The organism is Pseudomonas sp. P2S-1, assembly GCF_057197725.1.
Map to the genome: position 1 here is coordinate 1,936,738 of NZ_CM170068.1, position 16,375 is coordinate 1,953,112.

General features: G+C 62.7%; 16 protein-coding genes. 8 read left to right on the top strand and 8 right to left on the bottom strand.

The genetic code is table 11. The features are described 5' to 3' along the window. The first annotated feature begins 20 nt into the window (after positions 1 to 20). Positions 21 to 1,256 carry a saccharopine dehydrogenase family protein gene (locus AC2CQI_RS08515; protein WP_075803454.1) on the top strand — a complete coding sequence of 412 codons (1,236 nt, stop codon included), beginning with the start codon at positions 21 to 23 and terminating at the stop codon, positions 1,254 to 1,256. A 173-nt stretch (positions 1,257 to 1,429) separates the two neighbouring features. Here the strand turns inward: AC2CQI_RS08515 and AC2CQI_RS08520 are convergent, their stop codons facing one another. Then, positions 1,430 to 2,380 carry a GlxA family transcriptional regulator gene (locus AC2CQI_RS08520; RefSeq protein WP_484579880.1) on the bottom strand — a complete coding sequence of 317 codons (951 nt, stop codon included), beginning with the start codon at positions 2,378 to 2,380 and terminating at the stop codon, positions 1,430 to 1,432. Positions 2,381 to 2,587: 207 nt separating this feature from the next. Between AC2CQI_RS08520 and AC2CQI_RS08525 the strand changes: the two genes are divergently transcribed. Continuing rightward, complete coding sequence (locus tag AC2CQI_RS08525; protein WP_484579881.1) at positions 2,588 to 3,307, top strand: pirin family protein; 720 nt, start codon at positions 2,588 to 2,590, stop codon at positions 3,305 to 3,307. A gap of 89 nt (positions 3,308 to 3,396) precedes the next feature. Here AC2CQI_RS08525 and AC2CQI_RS08530 read toward each other — a convergent pair whose 3' ends face one another. Then, the gene (locus AC2CQI_RS08530; protein WP_009407104.1) at positions 3,397 to 3,690 is read right to left on the bottom strand and encodes a DUF1330 domain-containing protein; all 294 of its coding nucleotides are present in this window, start codon (positions 3,688 to 3,690) and stop codon (positions 3,397 to 3,399) included. 81 nt (positions 3,691 to 3,771) lie between these two features. Here AC2CQI_RS08530 and ribBA point away from each other — a divergent pair, with 81 nt between their 5' ends. The 5 genes from ribBA to AC2CQI_RS08555 all read left to right on the top strand — a co-directional run bounded on the left by ribBA (position 3,772) and on the right by AC2CQI_RS08555 (position 9,147). Then, positions 3,772 to 4,893, top strand: coding sequence for a bifunctional 3,4-dihydroxy-2-butanone-4-phosphate synthase/GTP cyclohydrolase II (gene ribBA, locus AC2CQI_RS08535; RefSeq protein ID WP_075803457.1), 1,122 nt, complete (start codon positions 3,772 to 3,774; stop codon positions 4,891 to 4,893). Positions 4,894 to 5,225: 332 nt separating this feature from the next. After that, positions 5,226 to 6,251 carry an ABC transporter substrate-binding protein gene (locus AC2CQI_RS08540; protein WP_484579882.1) on the top strand — a complete coding sequence of 342 codons (1,026 nt, stop codon included), beginning with the start codon at positions 5,226 to 5,228 and terminating at the stop codon, positions 6,249 to 6,251. Further along, positions 6,248 to 7,165 (top strand): ABC transporter permease, encoded by a 918-nt coding sequence (locus AC2CQI_RS08545; protein ID WP_075803459.1) that lies wholly within the window; start codon positions 6,248 to 6,250, stop codon positions 7,163 to 7,165. The genes AC2CQI_RS08540 and AC2CQI_RS08545 overlap by 4 nt, the downstream gene beginning before the upstream one ends. A 6-nt stretch (positions 7,166 to 7,171) precedes the next feature. After that, positions 7,172 to 7,981, top strand: coding sequence for an ABC transporter permease (locus tag AC2CQI_RS08550; protein WP_075803460.1), 810 nt, complete (start codon positions 7,172 to 7,174; stop codon positions 7,979 to 7,981). A 17-nt stretch (positions 7,982 to 7,998) separates the two neighbouring features. Then, positions 7,999 to 9,147: an ABC transporter ATP-binding protein gene (locus AC2CQI_RS08555; protein WP_075803461.1), complete on the top strand. Its 1,149-nt coding sequence runs from the start codon at positions 7,999 to 8,001 to the stop codon at positions 9,145 to 9,147. A 138-nt stretch (positions 9,148 to 9,285) separates the two neighbouring features. On the opposite strand, the gene ahpF is transcribed toward AC2CQI_RS08555, so the two are convergent. From ahpF to gorA, 3 genes are all read right to left on the bottom strand, one after another. Next, a complete protein-coding gene (gene ahpF / locus AC2CQI_RS08560; protein ID WP_075803462.1) occupies positions 9,286 to 10,848 on the bottom strand; it encodes an alkyl hydroperoxide reductase subunit F in 1,563 nt (520 codons plus the stop codon). Positions 10,849 to 10,972: 124 nt separating this feature from the next. Next, positions 10,973 to 11,536: an alkyl hydroperoxide reductase subunit C gene (gene ahpC / locus AC2CQI_RS08565; protein WP_075803463.1), complete on the bottom strand. Its 564-nt coding sequence runs from the start codon at positions 11,534 to 11,536 to the stop codon at positions 10,973 to 10,975. Between the two features lie 260 nt (positions 11,537 to 11,796). Next, positions 11,797 to 13,152, bottom strand: coding sequence for a glutathione-disulfide reductase (gene gorA, locus AC2CQI_RS08570; protein ID WP_484579883.1), 1,356 nt, complete (start codon positions 13,150 to 13,152; stop codon positions 11,797 to 11,799). Between the two features lie 166 nt (positions 13,153 to 13,318). On the opposite strand from gorA, the gene AC2CQI_RS08575 reads away from it, so the two are divergent. Beyond that, on the top strand, positions 13,319 to 13,486 hold the full coding sequence (locus tag AC2CQI_RS08575) for a hypothetical protein (protein WP_178391994.1): 168 nt from the start codon (positions 13,319 to 13,321) through the stop codon (positions 13,484 to 13,486). 58 nt (positions 13,487 to 13,544) lie between these two features. Here the strand turns inward: AC2CQI_RS08575 and galU are convergent, their stop codons facing one another. The 3 genes from galU to AC2CQI_RS08590 all read right to left on the bottom strand — a co-directional run bounded on the left by galU (position 13,545) and on the right by AC2CQI_RS08590 (position 16,172). Further along, on the bottom strand, positions 13,545 to 14,384 hold the full coding sequence (gene galU / locus AC2CQI_RS08580) for a UTP--glucose-1-phosphate uridylyltransferase GalU (protein ID WP_009407129.1): 840 nt from the start codon (positions 14,382 to 14,384) through the stop codon (positions 13,545 to 13,547). 232 nt (positions 14,385 to 14,616) lie between these two features. Further along, entirely contained in the window at positions 14,617 to 15,531 is a 915-nt protein-coding gene (locus AC2CQI_RS08585) for a c-type cytochrome (RefSeq protein WP_484579884.1), read from the bottom strand. Further along, positions 15,528 to 16,172: a c-type cytochrome gene (locus tag AC2CQI_RS08590; protein WP_484579885.1), complete on the bottom strand. Its 645-nt coding sequence runs from the start codon at positions 16,170 to 16,172 to the stop codon at positions 15,528 to 15,530. Before AC2CQI_RS08590 ends, AC2CQI_RS08585 begins: the two co-directional genes overlap by 4 nt. Between the last annotated feature and the right edge of the window lie 203 nt (positions 16,173 to 16,375).

A 16,375-nucleotide genomic window follows, 5' to 3' on the forward strand; every position in this document is an offset into this window, starting at 1 on the left:
AGATAAGGAGAGATAGAGAATTGAAGAAGAACGTTCTTATCATTGGTGCAGGAGGTGTCGCCAAGGTGGTGGCCCACAAGTGCGCGCAGCACAACGACGAACTCGGTCGTATTGCAATTGCGTCGCGGAACATCTCCAAATGCCAGGCCATCATCGACAGCGTCAAGGCCAAGGGTAGCCTCAAGGTACCCGCCGACATCCAGGCCTTCTCGCTCAATGCACTCGATGTCGAGGCGACCAAGGCGTTGATCCGCGAGACCGAATCGCAGATCGTCATCAACGTCGGTTCCGCCTTCCTCAACATGTCGGTGCTGCGTGCCTGCATCGATACCGGTGTCGCCTACCTGGACACCGCGATCCACGAAGAACCGGGCAAGATCTGCGAAACCCCGCCCTGGTATGGCAACTACGAGTGGAAACACCTCGAGGAATGCCAGCAGAAGAACATTACCGCCATTCTCGGTGTCGGCTTCGACCCGGGTGTGGTCAACGCCTATGCGGCGTTGGCGAAGCAACAGTACTTCGACCGCATCGACTCGATCGACATCCTCGACGTCAATGCCGGCTCGCACGGCAAGTACTTCGCCACCAACTTCGATCCGGAAATCAACTTCCGTGAATTCACCGGGCAGGTGTGGAGCTGGCAGAACAGCCAGTGGACCAGCAACACCATGTTCGAAGTGAAGCGTACCGACGACCTGCCGGTGGTCGGCTCGCAGAACCTCTATCTCACCGGCCACGATGAAGTGCACTCGCTGTCGAAGAACCTCGACGTGCCCAACGTGCGTTTCTGGATGAGCTTCGGCGAGCACTACATCAATGTGTTCACCGTGCTGAAGAACCTCGGCCTGCTCTCCGAGCAACCGGTGAAGACCGCCGAAGGCCTGGAAGTGGTGCCGTTGAAAGTGGTCAAGGCCGTGCTGCCGGATCCGTCCTCGCTGGCGCCGGGCTACACCGGCAAGACCTGCATCGGTGACCTGGTCAAGGGCACCAAGGATGGCCAGCCGCGCGAAGTCTTCATCTACAACGTGGCCGACCACGAAGAAGCCTACGCCGAGACCGACAGCCAGGGCATCTCCTACACCGCCGGTGTACCGCCCGTGGCTGCGGCCCTGCTGGTCGCCCGTGGCCAGTGGGATGTCGCGCGCATGGTCAACGTCGAGGAACTGCCGGCCGAGCCGTTCCTGCACGCCCTTGATGTGATGGGTCTGCCGACCCGGATCAAGGACGAGAACGGTGATCGTCCGTGGGCTTGATACAGTCCGCTGCGTGAAAAAGAGGGGCGCCTGAGAAGGCGCCCCTCTTTCGTTAGGGCCGACCGCGGACCCTGTGGGAGCTGGCTTGCCAGCGATTGCGATGGTGAATTCACTACAGCTATCGCTGGCAAGCCAGCTCCCACAGGGTCCGCGATCGGCTCTTGATACTGCTCCTAGCCGAATTGTTCGCGGTATTCGCTGGGGGTGACCCCCAGCCTTTCACTGAACACCTGCCGCATATACCGCACACTGCCAAACCCGCTACGCCAGGCCACCGTCTTCAACGGCAGGTCCTCGCTCTCCAGCAACGCCCGCGCCCGGTCGATCCGCGCGTTCTGCAAAAACGCCATCGGCGTCATGTTCACCTCGCGCAAGAACACCCGGGAAAAATGCCGCGGGCTCATGGCCGCCAGCGCCGCCATGCGCTCGATCCCCCATGACTCATCAAGGTGCTCCAGCACATGGTTCTGCACTCGGGTAATCGGCGTCTCTTCCTTGGCCACCTCCCCCGCCAGCGGACTGAACCGCGCCTGGCCGCCCTGGCGCTTCATCACCACCAGCAGCACCTTGGCCACGTCCTGGGCAACCTTCTTGCCGTGATCCTCGGCAACCACCGCCAGGGCCAGGTCGATGCCCGCCGTCACGCCGCCGGAGGTGATCAGTTGGCGATCACGGACAAAAATCTGGTCGGTCTCCACCTGGGTCTTCGGGAACGCCTTGATCAAGCGCTCGGTGTAGTGCCAGTGGGTGGTCGAGCGATAACCGTCGAGCAGTCCAGCGTGGCCGAGAATAAAGGCACCGGTGCAGATCGAGCCGTAGCAGACGGCGCGCTCGGCCACATCCTCCAGCCACAGGCTCAACGGCGGACAGATCTCGTTGTAGGCCCCCGGCCCGCCCGGCACCAGCAGCAGGTCCCAGCGCCCCTTTTCGGGGTCGATGACCGCGTCCGGCAGCACGTTCACCCCATTCGACGCCCGAATCGCCCCCGGCACCGCGCCCAGGGTGGTCAGCCGGTAATGCTCCTCGGGCCTGAGGTAGCGATTGGCAATGGAGAACACCTCCAGCGGCCCCGCCATGTCGAGCAGGAGAAAATCCGGGAACAGCACCATGGCCACGCTTTTCATCGAAGGGAATCACCGCAATTCAGGAAAACAGTGCGACGCATTATGACCCTTCCTGCAAGCGAAGCGGAAAGCCCGCTGACATTGTCCACTTGAAAGGGACAGTCATTCCGTTGTCATCTACTTATTGCCTTGCCCGGTAAACAGTAATCTACCCCCATAGAAACGCGGTTGCCGTTTCGCAACCCCGACCTGACAAGGAGATACATCATGCTGACCCTGCGCAAAGCGTCCGATCGTGGCCTGGCCAACCATGGCTGGCTGAAGTCGTTCCACACCTTTTCCTTCGCTCACTACCGCAACCCGGCCGAGCAAGGCTTTTCCGACCTGCTGGTGATCAACGATGACCGGGTCAGCGAGGGCAAGGGCTTTGGCCAGCACCCGCACCGCGACATGGAGATCTTCTCCTACGTGCTGGAAGGCGCGCTGGAGCACAAGGACAGCATGGGCACCGGCTCGGTGATCCGCCCGGGCGACGTGCAACTGATGAGTGCGGGCCGTGGCGTGACCCACAGCGAGTTCAACCACTCCCATGACGAGCCGGTGCACTTCCTGCAGATCTGGATCGTCCCGGCGGAGGTCGGTGCCGAGCCGCGTTACCAGCAGGCGAACTACAGCAGCGAGGAAAAACGCGGTCGGCTGAAGCTGATCATCTCGCCGGACGGCGCCGACGGCTCGTTGCAGATCCGCCAGGACGCGCGGGTGTTTGCCGGTTTGTTCGACGGTGAGGAAAGCGCCGTGCTGAAGCTGCCGGCCGAGCGCAATGCCTACGTCCACGTGGCCCGTGGTAGCGTCGAGCTCAACGGCCTGCAACTGAACGAAGGCGATGGCGTGCGCCTGCGTCAGGAGCAGATCATCGAGCTGGGCAAGGGCGAGGACGCCGAAGTGCTGGTCTTCGACCTGCGCCCTCACGAACTGCCCGGTTTCTGAAGCTGCAAGCTCCAAGCTAGAAGCGGCAAGCAAAAGCAGATCGCGTTGCCAACACGATTACTTACAGCTTGCCGCTTAAAGCTTGAAGCTCAGGGCTCGTAACCTTCGACAATGATCACCTCAGCCTTGGCCACCCCCTGCCGGTGGCTGCAGGCTTCCTGATACTGCGCCGAGCGATAGCACGCGACGGCCTGCTCATACGAGTCGAATTCGATCACTACACTGCGTTGTGGTGTCGCTCGACCTTCCATCGCCTCGCTGCGCCCGCCCCGGGCCAGCAACTTGCCACCGAATGCCGCGAAGGCCGCCGGTGCGCGCTGGGTGTACTGCTGATATTGCTGCGGATCGGTCACATCGACATGGGCAATCCAGTAGGCCTTCATGGGTCAAGCTCCTCTTACCGGGTTAATTCGTATTATGGTATACCATAATTTTTACCGAACCATAGATAGTGAGCGCGCAGCATGGCTTTCAACACCATCGAAGAAATCCTCGAAGACTATCGCCAGGGCAAGATGGTCCTGCTGGTGGACGACGAAGACCGTGAAAACGAAGGCGACCTGCTGATCGCCGCCGAGCGTTGCGACGCCGCCGCCATCAGCTTCATGGCCCGCGAGGCCCGTGGCCTGATCTGCCTGACCCTGACCGACGATCACTGCCAGCGCCTGGGCCTGGAGCAGATGGTGCCGGCCAATGGCAGCGCCTTCAGCACGGCGTTTACCGTGTCCATCGAAGCGGCGCGCGGGGTGACCACCGGGATTTCCGCCGCCGACCGCGCCTGCACCGTGGCCGCCGCGGTGGCGCCGGATGCCAGGGCGGAAGACCTGGTCCAGCCGGGACACATCTTCCCCCTGCGTGCCCGCGAAGGCGGCGTGCTGACCCGCGCCGGGCATACCGAGGCCGGTTGCGACCTGGCCCGACTGGCGGGCTTCTCCCCGGCTTCGGTGATCGTCGAGGTGCTGAACGATGACGGCACCATGGCCCGGCGTCCGGACCTGGAGATCTTCGCCGCCAGGCACGGCATCAAGATCGGCACCATCGCCGACCTGATCCACTACCGCCTGAGCACCGAGCAGACGGTCAAGCGCATCGGCGAGCGGGAACTGCCGACGGTGCACGGGACCTTCCGTCTGGTGACCTACGAAGACCGTATCGAAGGCGGCGTGCACATGGCCATGGTCATGGGCGATATCCGTCGCGAACAGCCGACCCTGGTGCGGGTGCATGTGATCGATCCGCTGCGTGACCTGGTTGGCGCCGAATATGCCGGGCCGGCGAACTGGACCCTGTGGGCGGCCTTGCAGAAGGTCGCGGCCGAGGGTGCCGGGGTGGTGGTGATTCTGGCCAACCATGAATCGTCGCAGGCCCTGCTGGAGCGGGTACCGCACCTGACCCAGCCGCCACGGCCGTATCAGCGTGGGACCACCAGGACCTACTCCGAGGTCGGGACCGGCGCACAGATCCTCCAGGACCTGGGCGTGGGCAAGCTGCGCCATCTAGGCCCGCCGCTGAAATATGCCGGGTTGACCGGGTATGACCTGGAGGTGGTGCAGAGCATTCCTTTTGAAGAAGGAATGCTGGGCTAAGGCTCGACGTCTTCATTGCCTGTACCGGCCTCATCGCTGGCAAGCCAGCTCCCACAACAATACCTGTGGGAGCTGGCTTGCCAGCGATGAGGCCCTCAGCTCCACCACAAGACCCCAAACCAGAAAACAGCCCCCGAGTGATGGCCGGTCGCCCCATCCCTCTTGCCAAAAGTTTGGAATACCATAATATGATATCCCGTAGACCTTAAAAACTGCAGGCCGGCACCTACAATCACAAACGGCCACCACACTTTGTAAAAGCTGCTCCCCGAACTAGATTGGCGGGCACCAGAAAGCCCGCCTCGAATAACAAAAGCAACGAGGGCGTAACCATGCAATTGAGCAAACGTGTAACCGCAGTGCTGTCCGCCAGCCTGCTGACCCTGGCATGTCAGGCCGCCCAGGCCGCCGACAGCCTCAACTTCGTCAGCTGGGGCGGTACGACCCAGGACGCGCAGAAAGCCGCATGGGCCGAGCCCTTCTCCAAGAGCACCAATATCAAGGTCGTCCAGGACGGCCCTACCGACTACGGCAAACTCAAGGCCATGGTCGAGAGCGGCAACGTGCAGTGGGACGTGGTCGACGTCGAAGCCGACTTCGCCCTGCGTGCCGCCGCCGAAGGCCTGCTCGAACCTCTCGATTTCAACACCATCAAGCGCGACCGCATCGACCCCCGCTTCGTTTCCGACCACGGCGTAGGTTCGTTCTTCTTCTCCTTCGTCCTCGGCTTCAACGAAGGCAAGCTGGGCGGCAACAAGCCCCAGGACTGGTCCGCGCTGTTCGACACCAAGACCTATCCCGGCAAACGCGCCCTGTACAAATGGCCTAGCCCCGGCGTGCTGGAACTGGCCCTGCTGGCCGACGGCGTGCCGGCCGACAAGCTCTACCCGCTGGACCTGGACCGCGCCTTCAAGAAACTCGACACCATCAAGAAAGACATCGTCTGGTGGGGCGGCGGCGCCCAGTCCCAGCAACTGCTGGCCTCCGGCGAGGCAACCCTCGGACAGTTCTGGAACGGCCGGGTCTACGCCCTGCAACAGGACGGCGCACCGGTCGGCGTGAGCTGGAAGCAGAACCTGGTCATGGCCGACTTCCTTGTGGTACCGAAAGGCGCGAAGAACAAGGACGCGGCCATGAAGTTCCTGGCCAACGCCGCCAGCGCCCAGGGCCAGGCCGAGTTCGCCAACCAGACCGCCTACGCCCCGGTGAACCTGGATTCGGTCAGCCTGCTCAAGCCTGAACTCGCACCGAACCTGCCTACCGCCTACGCTCAGGAACAGGTCACCCTGGACTTCGCCTACTGGGCGAAGAACGGTCCGGCAATCGCTACCCGCTGGAATGAGTGGCTGGTCAAATGAAAGTCGCCATCAACGCCTTGCAATCGGCGACCGGTGCCAGCGGTACCGGCGCCCAGGGAGCGGCCATGAGCCATTCGCCCACCCTGCGCCAGCGCTGGCGCGGCAGCCGCAACCTGCTGCCGGCCCTGCTGTTCCTCGGGTTGTTCTTCTTCGCGCCACTGATCGGCCTGCTGCTGCGCGGCGTGCTGGAACCGGTGCCGGGGCTGGGCAACTACGAGCAACTGTTCGCCAACTCGGCCTATGCCCGGGTGCTGTTCAACACCTTCTCGGTGGCCGGCCTGGTCACCCTGATCAGCGTGCTGCTCGGCTTCCCGCTGGCCTGGGCGATCACCCTGGTACCCCGCGGCTGGGGCCGCTGGCTGCTGAACATCGTGCTGCTGTCGATGTGGACCAGCCTGCTGGCGCGGACCTACTCCTGGCTGGTGCTGCTGCAGGCGTCAGGTGTGATCAACAAGGCGTTGATGGCCATGGGTATCATCGATGCCCCGCTGGAGATGGTGCATAACCTCACCGGCGTGGTGATCGGCATGAGCTACATCATGATTCCGTTCATCGTCCTGCCGCTGCAGGCGACCATGCAGGCCATCGACCCGATGGTCCTGCAGGCCGGTTCCATCTGCGGCGCCAGCCCCTGGACCAACTTCTTCAAGGTGTTCCTGCCGCTGTGCCGCTCGGGCCTGTTCTCGGGGGCCCTTATGGTCTTCGTGATGTCCCTCGGCTACTACGTGACCCCGGCCCTGCTCGGCGGCGCGCAGAACATGATGTTGCCGGAATTCATCGTCCAGCAGGTGCAGTCGTTCCTCAACTGGGGCCTGGCCAGCGCCGCCGCGGCGTTGCTGATCATGATCACCCTGGTGCTGTTCTACTTCTATCTGAAGCTGCAACCGGAATCCCCGGTTGGCAACGCGAGGTAAGCGACCATGCTCCTGACCCCCAATGCCATGAGCCGGCGCATGCGTTTCGGGCTCTACACCACCACCGGGCTGATCGCGCTGTTCCTGCTGTTGCCGATCGTGTTCATCGTGTTGCTGTCGTTCGGTTCGTCCCAGTGGCTGGTGTTCCCGCCACCGGGCTGGACCCTGAAGTGGTACGGCCAGTTCTTCTCCAATGCCGAGTGGATGGACGCGGCCCTGGCCAGCCTCAAGGTCGCGGTCCTGACCACGATCTGCGCCGTGGCCCTGGGCCTGCCCACCGCCTTCGCCCTGGTGCGCGGGCGCTTCCCAGGCCGTGAAATGCTCTACGGCCTGTTCACCCTGCCGATGATCGTGCCGCTGGTGATCATCGCCGTGGCGGTGTACGCGCTGTTCCTCAAGCTGGGCTGGACCGGCACGCTGTTTTCCTTCGTGGTCAGCCACGTGATCGTCGCCCTGCCCTTCACCATCATCTCGATCATCAACTCGCTGAAGCTGTTCGACCAGTCGATCGAGGATGCCGCGGTGATCTGCGGCGCCTCGCGCCTGCAGGCGGTGTTCAAGGTGACCTTCCCGGCGATCCGCCCGGGGATGATCGCCGGCGCGCTGTTCGCCTTCCTGGTCTCCTGGGATGAAGTGGTGCTGAGCGTGATGATGGCCAGCCCCAACCTGCAGACCCTCCCCGTGAAAATGTGGACCACCCTGCGTCAGGACCTGACACCGGTGATCGCCGTCGCCTCGACGCTGCTGATCGGCCTGTCGGTTTTGGTCATGGTGATCGCCGCCGCTCTGCGCCGGCGCAACGAAGTCAGCGCCTGAGCGCCCGGAGAACAATAATGAGTGCAGTGATCAAAGATGCCGCCCAGGCCAAGACCCTCGTCAGCCTGCGCAACCTGAACAAGCACTACGGCGACTTCGCCGCGGTGGACAACATCAACCTGGAGATCCAGGACGGAGAGTTCCTGACCTTCCTCGGCTCCAGCGGCTCGGGCAAAAGTACCACCCTGTCGATGCTGGCCGGCTTCGAAACGCCGAGCAGCGGCGAGATCCTGGTCAGCGGGCAATCGCTGGTCAACGTACCGCCGCACAAGCGTGATATCGGCATGGTGTTCCAGCGTTACTCGCTGTTCCCGCACCTCTCGGTGCGCGACAACATCGCCTTCCCCCTGGCCATCCGCAAACGCAGCGCCGCCGAGCGCGACAAGCAGGTGGATGCGATGCTCAAGCTGGTGCAACTGGACAAGTTCGCCCATCGGCGCCCGGCGCAACTGTCCGGTGGTCAGCAACAGCGCGTGGCGATCGCCCGGGCGCTGGTCTACGAGCCACGCATTTTGCTGATGGACGAACCGCTGGGCGCGCTGGACAAGAAACTGCGTGAAGACCTGCAGGATGAACTGCGCCAGTTGCATCGCCGACTGGGGATCACCATCGTCTATGTGACCCATGACCAGGAAGAAGCCATGCGCCTGTCGCAGCGCATCGCGATCTTCAGCCACGGCAAGATCGTCGGCCTGGGGACCGGGTATGACCTGTACCAGAATCCGCCGAATGCGTTCGTGGCGTCGTTCCTGGGGAACTCGAACTTCCTGCGGGTGAAGGCCCACGGCAATGGCGCGGCCAGCTTCGAAGGGCAGCCGGTGGCGATGCGTCTGACCTCGGGTGTGAGCGACGGGCAGGAAGTGTTGCTGATGGTTCGGCCGGAGAAAGCGCTGGCCTTGAGTCGTGAGCAAGCTGCCCAGGAAGCACTGCCAGCGGGCTGGAACGAAGTGACGGCGAAGGTCGGCGAGGTGCTGTTCCTCGGCGAGAGCCAGACCTGCTCCGTGGTAACGGCTGGCGGTACGCAGATGACCGTGAAGGCGCTATCGGCGGCCGGCATGTCGATGAAGCCGGGCGATGAGGTGAAAGTGCGCTGGGCGGTGGCGGATGCCTGTGTGTATACCGAGTGGCAGGAGAGTGATCTGAACAAGGCTGCCGGGGCACATTAAAGGCGGCGGAGAATGAAAAATCCCGGTCCATTGGCCGGGATTTCTATTGTCTGGGAGATCATCGCTGGCAAGCCAGCTCCCACAGGTCCGCGGTGTACGCGATCCCTGTGGGAGCTGGCTTGCCAGCGATGAGGCCCTTCAGGCTGGTGCGGAGGTGCGGATCAGGTGATCGAACGCCGCCAACGAAGCCTTGGCCCCCTCACCCACCGCAATCACGATCTGCTTGTACGGCACGGTGGTCACGTCTCCTGCGGCGAACACCCCCGGGATATTGGTCTGGCCCTTGGCATCGACGATGATCTCGCCACGCGGGGTCAGCTCGACGGTACCCTTCAGCCAGTCGGTATTCGGCAGCAAGCCGATCTGCACGAAGATCCCTTCCAGCGCCAGCTCATGCTCGGCATCGGTGGTGCGGTCCTTGTAGCGCAGGCCGTTGACCTTCTGCCCGTCACCCAGCACCTCGGTGGTCAGCGCGCTGGTGATGACCTTGACGTTCGGCAGGCTGTGCAGCTTGCGTTGCAGCACGGCATCGGCGCGCAACTGGCTGTCGAACTCGATCAGGGTCACCTGGGCGACGATGCCGGCCAGGTCGATGGCCGCTTCCACGCCGGAGTTGCCCCCGCCGATCACTGCCACGCGCTTGCCCTTGAACAGCGGACCGTCGCAGTGCGGGCAGTAAGCCACGCCACGGCTGCGGTATTCCTTCTCGCCCGGAACATTCATTTCGCGCCAGCGGGCACCGGTGGCGAGGATCACGGTCCTGGCCTTGAGTGTCGCGCCGCTGTTCATCCGCACCTGGTGCAGACCGCCATCGGTGGCCGGCACCAGGGCGTCGGCACGCTGCAGGTTCATGATGTCGACGTCGTATTGCTTGACGTGCTCTTCCAGCGCCGTGGCCAGTTTCGGGCCTTCGGTTTCCTGCACCGAGATGAAGTTCTCGATGGCCATGGTGTCCAGCACCTGGCCGCCGAAACGCTCGGCCGCGACACCGGTGCGGATGCCTTTGCGCGCTGCGTAGATCGCCGCGGCGGCGCCGGCAGGACCGCCACCGATCACCAGCACGTCGAAGGCGTCCTTGGCGTTCAGCTTGTCGGCCTGACGGGCACTGGAGCCAGTGTCCAGCTTGGCGACGATCTCTTCCAGGCCCATGCGGCCCTGGCCGAAGACCTCACCATTGAGGTACACGCTCGGCACCGCCATGACCTGGCGCGACTCGACCTCGGCCTGGAACAGCGCACCGTCGATGGCCACATGGCGCACGTTGGGGTTGAGCACCGCCATCAGGTTCAGCGCCTGGACCACGTCCGGGCAGTTCTGGCAGGACAGCGAGAAGTAGGTTTCAAAATTGAATTCCCCTTCCAGCCCGGCGATCTGTTCGATCAGCTCGGCGCTGGCCTTGGACGGGTGCCCGCCGACCTGCAGCAGGGCCAGGACCAGGGAGGTGAATTCATGACCCATGGGAATGCCGGCAAAGCGCAGGCTGATCTCGCCATTGGGGCGATTGAGCGAGAACGACGGGACACGGGCGTCAGTGCCATCCTCGCGCAGGGTAATGAGGCTCGACAGGCTGGCGATCTCGCGCAGCAGGTCGTGAAGTTCGCGGGACTTCGCGCCGTCATCGAGGGAGGCGACGATCTCGATCGGCTGAGTGACCCGTTCCAGGTAGGCTTTCAACTGAGTTTTAAGCGTGGCGTCCAACATACGGGCGATTCCTTTTTTCAATCTCTATAAATGCAAACGCCCGGGCGAAAGCGCCCGGGCGTTTGTGCGGGGCGGGTACTGCAATCAGGTGCGGATGACCGCCCTCGACTTCGTCATGACCGGCTTAGATCTTGCCGACCAGGTCCAGCGATGGCGCCAGGGTGGCTTCGCCTTCTTTCCACTTGGCCGGGCAGACTTCGCCTGGGTGGGCAGCGACGTACTGGGCAGCCTTGACCTTGCGCAGCAGCTCGCTGGCGTCACGGCCGACACCGCCGTCGTTCAGCTCGACGATCTTGATCTGGCCTTCCGGGTTGATCACGAAGGTGCCGCGGTCAGCGAGGCCGGCTTCTTCGATCAGCACGTCGAAGTTGCGCGAAATGACGTGGGTCGGGTCGCCGATCAGTGGGTACTGGATCTTGCCGATGGTGTCGGAAGTGTCGTGCCAGGCTTTGTGGGTGAAGTGGGTGTCGGTGGACACGCCGTAGATTTCCACGCCCAGTTTCTGGAACTCGGCGTAGTTGTCGGCCAGGTCGCCCAGCTCGGTCGGGCACACGAAGGTGAAGTCGGCTGGGTAGAAGAACACCACGGACCACTTGCCTTTCAGATCGGCGTCGGAGACCTGAACGAAGTTGCCGTTGTGGTAAGCGGTTGCGTTGAACGGTTTGACCTGGCTGTTGATGATTGGCATCGGTATCGCTCCTTCAGGGTTGGAAAAACTTGATGGAGAAATCCTAGCCAATAGAGCCGATCAATGCTCATTGGCAAAAATGATGTTGATGATTGGTTTTGGCTATAACCGGTGGGTACTAATAGAAGATTTCGAGGCTTGTGGAGATCCCCTGTGGGAGCTGGCTTGCCAGCGATAGGGCCAGATCTGACAACATCTTCTTCAGTGCCGGCCTCATCGCTGGCAAGCCAGCTCCCACAGGGTTTTGTGTTGGCTTCGGGTTAGCGGGTCACGGTTCGCATCGTCACGAACTCTTCCGCCGCCGTCGGATGCACACCAATGGTGTCATCGAACTGCTGCTTGGTCGCCCCGGCCTTCAGCGCGATGCCCAGGCCCTGGATGATCTCGCCCGCCTCCGGGCCGACCATATGGCAGCCGAGCACGCGGTCGCTGTCGGCATCCACCACCAGCTTCATCAAGGTCTTTTCCTGGACCTCGGTGAGGGTCAGCTTCATCGGGCGGAAACGGCTTTCGAAGATCTTCACCGCGTGCCCGGCTTCCAGCGCCTGCTCCTCGGTCAGGCCAACGGTGCCGATCGGTGGCTGGCTGAAGACCGCCGTAGGAATGTTGGCGTAGTCCACCGGACGATAGTCTTCCGGCTTGAACAGGCGCCGTGCCACCGCCATGCCTTCGGCCAGGGCCACCGGGGTCAGTTGCACCCGGCCGATCACATCGCCGATGGCGAGGATCGACGGTTCATCGGTCTGGAACTCGTCGTTGACCTGGACGAAGCCACGCTTGTCCAGTTGCACCTCGGTGTTCTCCAGACCCAGGTTGTCCAGCATCGGCCGGCGCCCGGTGGCGTAGAACACGCAGTCGGTGAGCAACTCGCGGCCATCCTTGAGGGTGGCCTTGAGGCTGCCGTCGGCCTGCTGGTCGATGCGGGCGATATCGGCGTTGAACTGCAGGTCCAGGCCGCGCTTCTCCAGCTCTTCCTTCAGGTGGGTGCGCACCGAACCGTCGAAGCCCCGCAGGAACAGGTCGCCGCGATAGAGCAAGGTGGTGTCGGCGCCCAGGCCCTGGAAGATCCCGGCGAACTCGACGGCGATATAGCCGCCACCGACCACCAGCACGCGCTTGGGCAGGGTCTTGAGGTAGAACGCCTCGTTCGAGCTGATCGCCAGCTCGCGCCCGGGAATCTCCGGGATCTGCGGCCAGCCGCCGGTAGCGATAAGGATATGCCTGGCCGAGTAGCGCTTGCCCTCGACTTCCACCTCATGGGGCGCGGTGATCCGTGCGTGGCCTTCCAGCAGGGTCACGCCGCTGTTGACCAGCAGGTTGCGGTAGATGCCGTTGAGGCGCTGGATCTCGCGGTCCTTGTTGGCGATCAGTTGCCCCCAGTCGAACTGCGCGTCTTCCAGCGACCAGCCGAAGCCCGAGGCTTGCTCGAATTCGTCGGAATAATGGGCGCCGTACACCAGCAGCTTCTTCGGCACGCAGCCGACGTTGACGCAGGTCCCGCCCAGGTAGCGGCTTTCCGCTACCGCCACCTTGGCCCCGAAGCCCGCGGCGAATCGCGAGGCACGCACACCGCCGGAACCGGCGCCAATTACAAACAGGTCAAAATCGTAGGCCATTTCACTCTCCTCGGCAGGCCGCCAGCATAGCGCCAGTCCAGGCCATAAACAAAAGGGCTTGCAAGGCTTGCGGGCGAAAAGCTGTCGCCCAAGTCAAAAAAATGAATCTGCGGCAAACCCGCCCGGTCAACACTGATGAACGCAGTAATCTGACGAGGTAACAGCGATGACTATCGAAGCAGAGACACTCGTACAACTGACCGAAGCCCTGAAGAAGCGCGGCATGCGCCTGCTGGCCGAGATCAATTTCATCCGCGCGCCCTACCGCCGCAATCACCGCTGGGTCTGCTGCATCGGCCGTACGCCACGCAAGAATCGGGCGGTGCGCGTTTGAGCCGCAAAGCAAAACGCCCGGTGCAGGCACCGGGCGTTTTGTCTGAAACCCTACCGACTCAGTAAGCCTTGCCAGTCTTGTAGAAGTTCTCGAAGCAGAAGTTGGTAGCTTCGATGTAGCCTTCGGCGCCACCGCAGTCGAAACGCTTGCCCTTGAACTTGTAGGCCATGACGCAGCCGTTCTGCGCCTGCTTCATCAGGGCGTCGGTGATCTGGATTTCGCCGCCCTTGCCTGGCTCGGTCTGTTCGATCAGGTCGAAGATGTCCGGGGTCAGGATGTAGCGGCCGATGATCGCCAGGTTCGACGGCGCGTCTTCCGGCTTAGGCTTCTCGACCATGCTGTGCACGCGGTAGATGTCGTCGCGGATCATCTCGCCGGCGATCACGCCGTACTTGTTGGTTTCCTGCGGATCGACTTCCTGGATGGCGACGATCGAGCAGCGGAACTGCTTGTACAGCTTGACCATCTGGGTCAGCACGCCGTCGTCGTCGAGATTGACGCACAGGTCGTCCGCCAGGACCACGGCGAACGGCTCGTCGCCGATCAGCGGGCGGCCAGTGAGGATCGCGTGGCCCAGGCCCTTCATCTCGGTCTGACGGGTGTAGGAGAAGGAGCATTCGTCCAGCAGGCGACGGATGCCGACCAGGTATTTTTCCTTGTCGGTGCCCTTGATCTGGGTTTCCAGCTCGTAGCTGATGTCGAAGTGGTCTTCCAGCGCGCGCTTGCCGCGGCCGGTGACGATGGAGATTTCGGTCAGGCCGGCTTCGAGGGCTTCTTCAACGCCGTACTGGATCAGTGGCTTGTTGACCACCGGCAGCATTTCCTTGGGCATGGCTTTGGTGGCTGGCAGGAAGCGAGTGCCGTAGCCGGCTGCCGGGAACAAGCATTTCTTGATCATAAAAGTCCTTAACGAAGGGCTGCGTGTACGAAATTCGGCGCAGTCTAATCAGGCGGCGTGAAGCTTACAATGGGGCGCCCGAGCGCAACCGTTGCCATCATAGAGAAATAACCGGCGGGATAGTTCCCAGCCGTTGAAAATATTGGCTTTGTGCCATTACTCCGGCGACAAAAAGGCGCCGTTTTCCCTTCGAAAAACGGCGCCCTGGCCATCATCGTCCAGACGACTATAGCTACTTGCCAGTGCCCTGCCCGATCAACACCCCGTCGACGGTCTGGCCGTACAGGTTGACGCCATCGTTGGCGTGGAACTTCAGGCGGGTTTTCTCCACCGAGCCTTCCACCAGGCGCGGGTCCTGCGGGCGCTCGTGCTTGTTGATATACGCTGCCACGTCCCAGGCCTGCTGGTCGCTGAGGCTGCCGGGCCTGCCGAGGGGCATGTTGTACTTGATGAAGGACGCCGCCGTATTGATCCGGTGCATGCCGGCGCCCCAGTTGTAGGAGTCCTTGCCCCACAGTGGCGGCATCACGTAGTCGTCGCCGACCTTCTGCCCCTGCCCCGTGTCACCGTGACAGATCGCGCACTGCTGCTGGTAGACCTGCGCGCCACGGGCGATGTCGTAGCCGCCCGCAGGCTGGGCGACGTCCGGGTAGCCACGGCCAGGCGGCTCAACGCCGATCTGGGCCTTGCTCGCCAGCCAGTAGGAATACACCGACAACGCGGTGATCTCCGGGCTGTCGGCCGCCGGTGCCTTGCCGTTCATGCTGAACTGGAAGCAGCCCTGGATACGCTCGGCGTAGGTGTTCACCTTGTCGTTCTTCTTGCGGTAGGCCGGGTACATCGGGTAAGCGCCCCACAGCGGCGCGGAGTGGGCCAGGCGCCCCTGGTCGAGGTGGCAGTTGCTGCATTTCATGCCGTTGCCGACGTAGTCCGGGGCCATGCGCTTGGTGTCGACGAACAGCGCATAGCCGTCGCGGACCATCTTGCCGAAGGCGTTGTCCGGCAGTTCGCTCTGGGACGGAGGCACGAAGAACGGCGTTTGGCTGGCGGGCGGCACTTTCAGTTGCGACTGGTCTTCCATGGCAACCTGCGCGGCATGCGCCGAACCCAACGCAAAGGCCAGTGCGGAAAAAACGAATGCTTTCATGGCTTGACCTCCTGGCCTGCGGCGAAGTAGTCGGCGATGGCCTTGACCTCTTCGTCGGTCATGGCCTTGGCCACGCCCACCATCAACTGGTTCGGGTCGTTGTGCCGGCTGCCATCGCGCCAGGCGTTGAGTTGCGCGGTCAGGTAGGTCGCCGGCTGGTGGGCCAGCGGCGGGAAGTGCTCGCCGACACCGGCACCACCCGGGCCGTGGCATTGCACGCAGCCGGGAATCTGCCGGCTCCAGTCGCCGTACAACGCCAGTTGTTCGGTCGCATTGCTGGCCATCTGCTGACGGCGGGTAGTCGGCGCCGCAGGCGCCGGCATGGCCGCGAGGGTTTTACTGACGGCGGCGATCTCCTCATCACCGAGGGCCTTGGCCAATGGCTCCATGATCGGGTTCTTGCGCGTGCCGTCGCGGAAATCGCGCAACTGCTTGCTCAGGTAACCCACCGGGAGACCGGCAAGTCGCGGAAAGCCGGCAGCGGCCATGCCCAGGCCATCCGGCCCGTGGCAGCCCTGGCAGGCCATGGCCGCAGGGTTGGCCCCACCCTGGGTGAAGACGTTCTGGCCCTGGTCGGCGTGGGCTATCGGCAGGGAAAACAACAACAGGCTACTGATCAGGATTCGATCCAGTGTAATCATCACGGAGCTCCCTTTTTCTTCTGGCTTTTTCTTATGGTTATATGCTTAGACTCAAAAAATATAAGCCTATGGATAGTAGGGCTATCCCTCCGCCACTACAACGGCGGAAAGCACCAGAAAGGGGCATTTGGATCGGTGAATCGATTAATGAGAGGAAATTTCCAGACTGCACAAAAACCCTGTGGGAGCTGGCTTGCCAGCGA

What these genes read in the sequence shown, in the direction of transcription:
- AC2CQI_RS08530 (WP_009407104.1), bottom strand. Translation starts at nt 3,690, where the DNA reads ATGAAGGCCTACTGGATTGCCCATGTCGATGTGACCGATCCGCAGCAA.
- AC2CQI_RS08540 (WP_484579882.1), top strand. Translation starts at nt 5,226, where the DNA reads ATGCAATTGAGCAAACGTGTAACCGCAGTGCTGTCCGCCAGCCTGCTG.
- AC2CQI_RS08520 (WP_484579880.1), bottom strand. Translation starts at nt 2,380, where the DNA reads ATGAAAAGCGTGGCCATGGTGCTGTTCCCGGATTTTCTCCTGCTCGAC.
- AC2CQI_RS08590 (WP_484579885.1), bottom strand. Translation starts at nt 16,172, where the DNA reads ATGATTACACTGGATCGAATCCTGATCAGTAGCCTGTTGTTGTTTTCC.
- ahpC (WP_075803463.1), bottom strand. Translation starts at nt 11,536, where the DNA reads ATGCCAATCATCAACAGCCAGGTCAAACCGTTCAACGCAACCGCTTAC.
- ribBA (WP_075803457.1), top strand. Translation starts at nt 3,772, where the DNA reads ATGGCTTTCAACACCATCGAAGAAATCCTCGAAGACTATCGCCAGGGC.
- ahpF (WP_075803462.1), bottom strand. Translation starts at nt 10,848, where the DNA reads ATGTTGGACGCCACGCTTAAAACTCAGTTGAAAGCCTACCTGGAACGG.
- AC2CQI_RS08525 (WP_484579881.1), top strand. Translation starts at nt 2,588, where the DNA reads ATGCTGACCCTGCGCAAAGCGTCCGATCGTGGCCTGGCCAACCATGGC.
- gorA (WP_484579883.1), bottom strand. Translation starts at nt 13,152, where the DNA reads ATGGCCTACGATTTTGACCTGTTTGTAATTGGCGCCGGTTCCGGCGGT.
- AC2CQI_RS08545 (WP_075803459.1), top strand. Translation starts at nt 6,248, where the DNA reads ATGAAAGTCGCCATCAACGCCTTGCAATCGGCGACCGGTGCCAGCGGT.
- AC2CQI_RS08585 (WP_484579884.1), bottom strand. Translation starts at nt 15,531, where the DNA reads ATGAAAGCATTCGTTTTTTCCGCACTGGCCTTTGCGTTGGGTTCGGCG.
- AC2CQI_RS08550 (WP_075803460.1), top strand. Translation starts at nt 7,172, where the DNA reads ATGCTCCTGACCCCCAATGCCATGAGCCGGCGCATGCGTTTCGGGCTC.
- AC2CQI_RS08575 (WP_178391994.1), top strand. Translation starts at nt 13,319, where the DNA reads ATGACTATCGAAGCAGAGACACTCGTACAACTGACCGAAGCCCTGAAG.
- AC2CQI_RS08555 (WP_075803461.1), top strand. Translation starts at nt 7,999, where the DNA reads ATGAGTGCAGTGATCAAAGATGCCGCCCAGGCCAAGACCCTCGTCAGC.
- galU (WP_009407129.1), bottom strand. Translation starts at nt 14,384, where the DNA reads ATGATCAAGAAATGCTTGTTCCCGGCAGCCGGCTACGGCACTCGCTTC.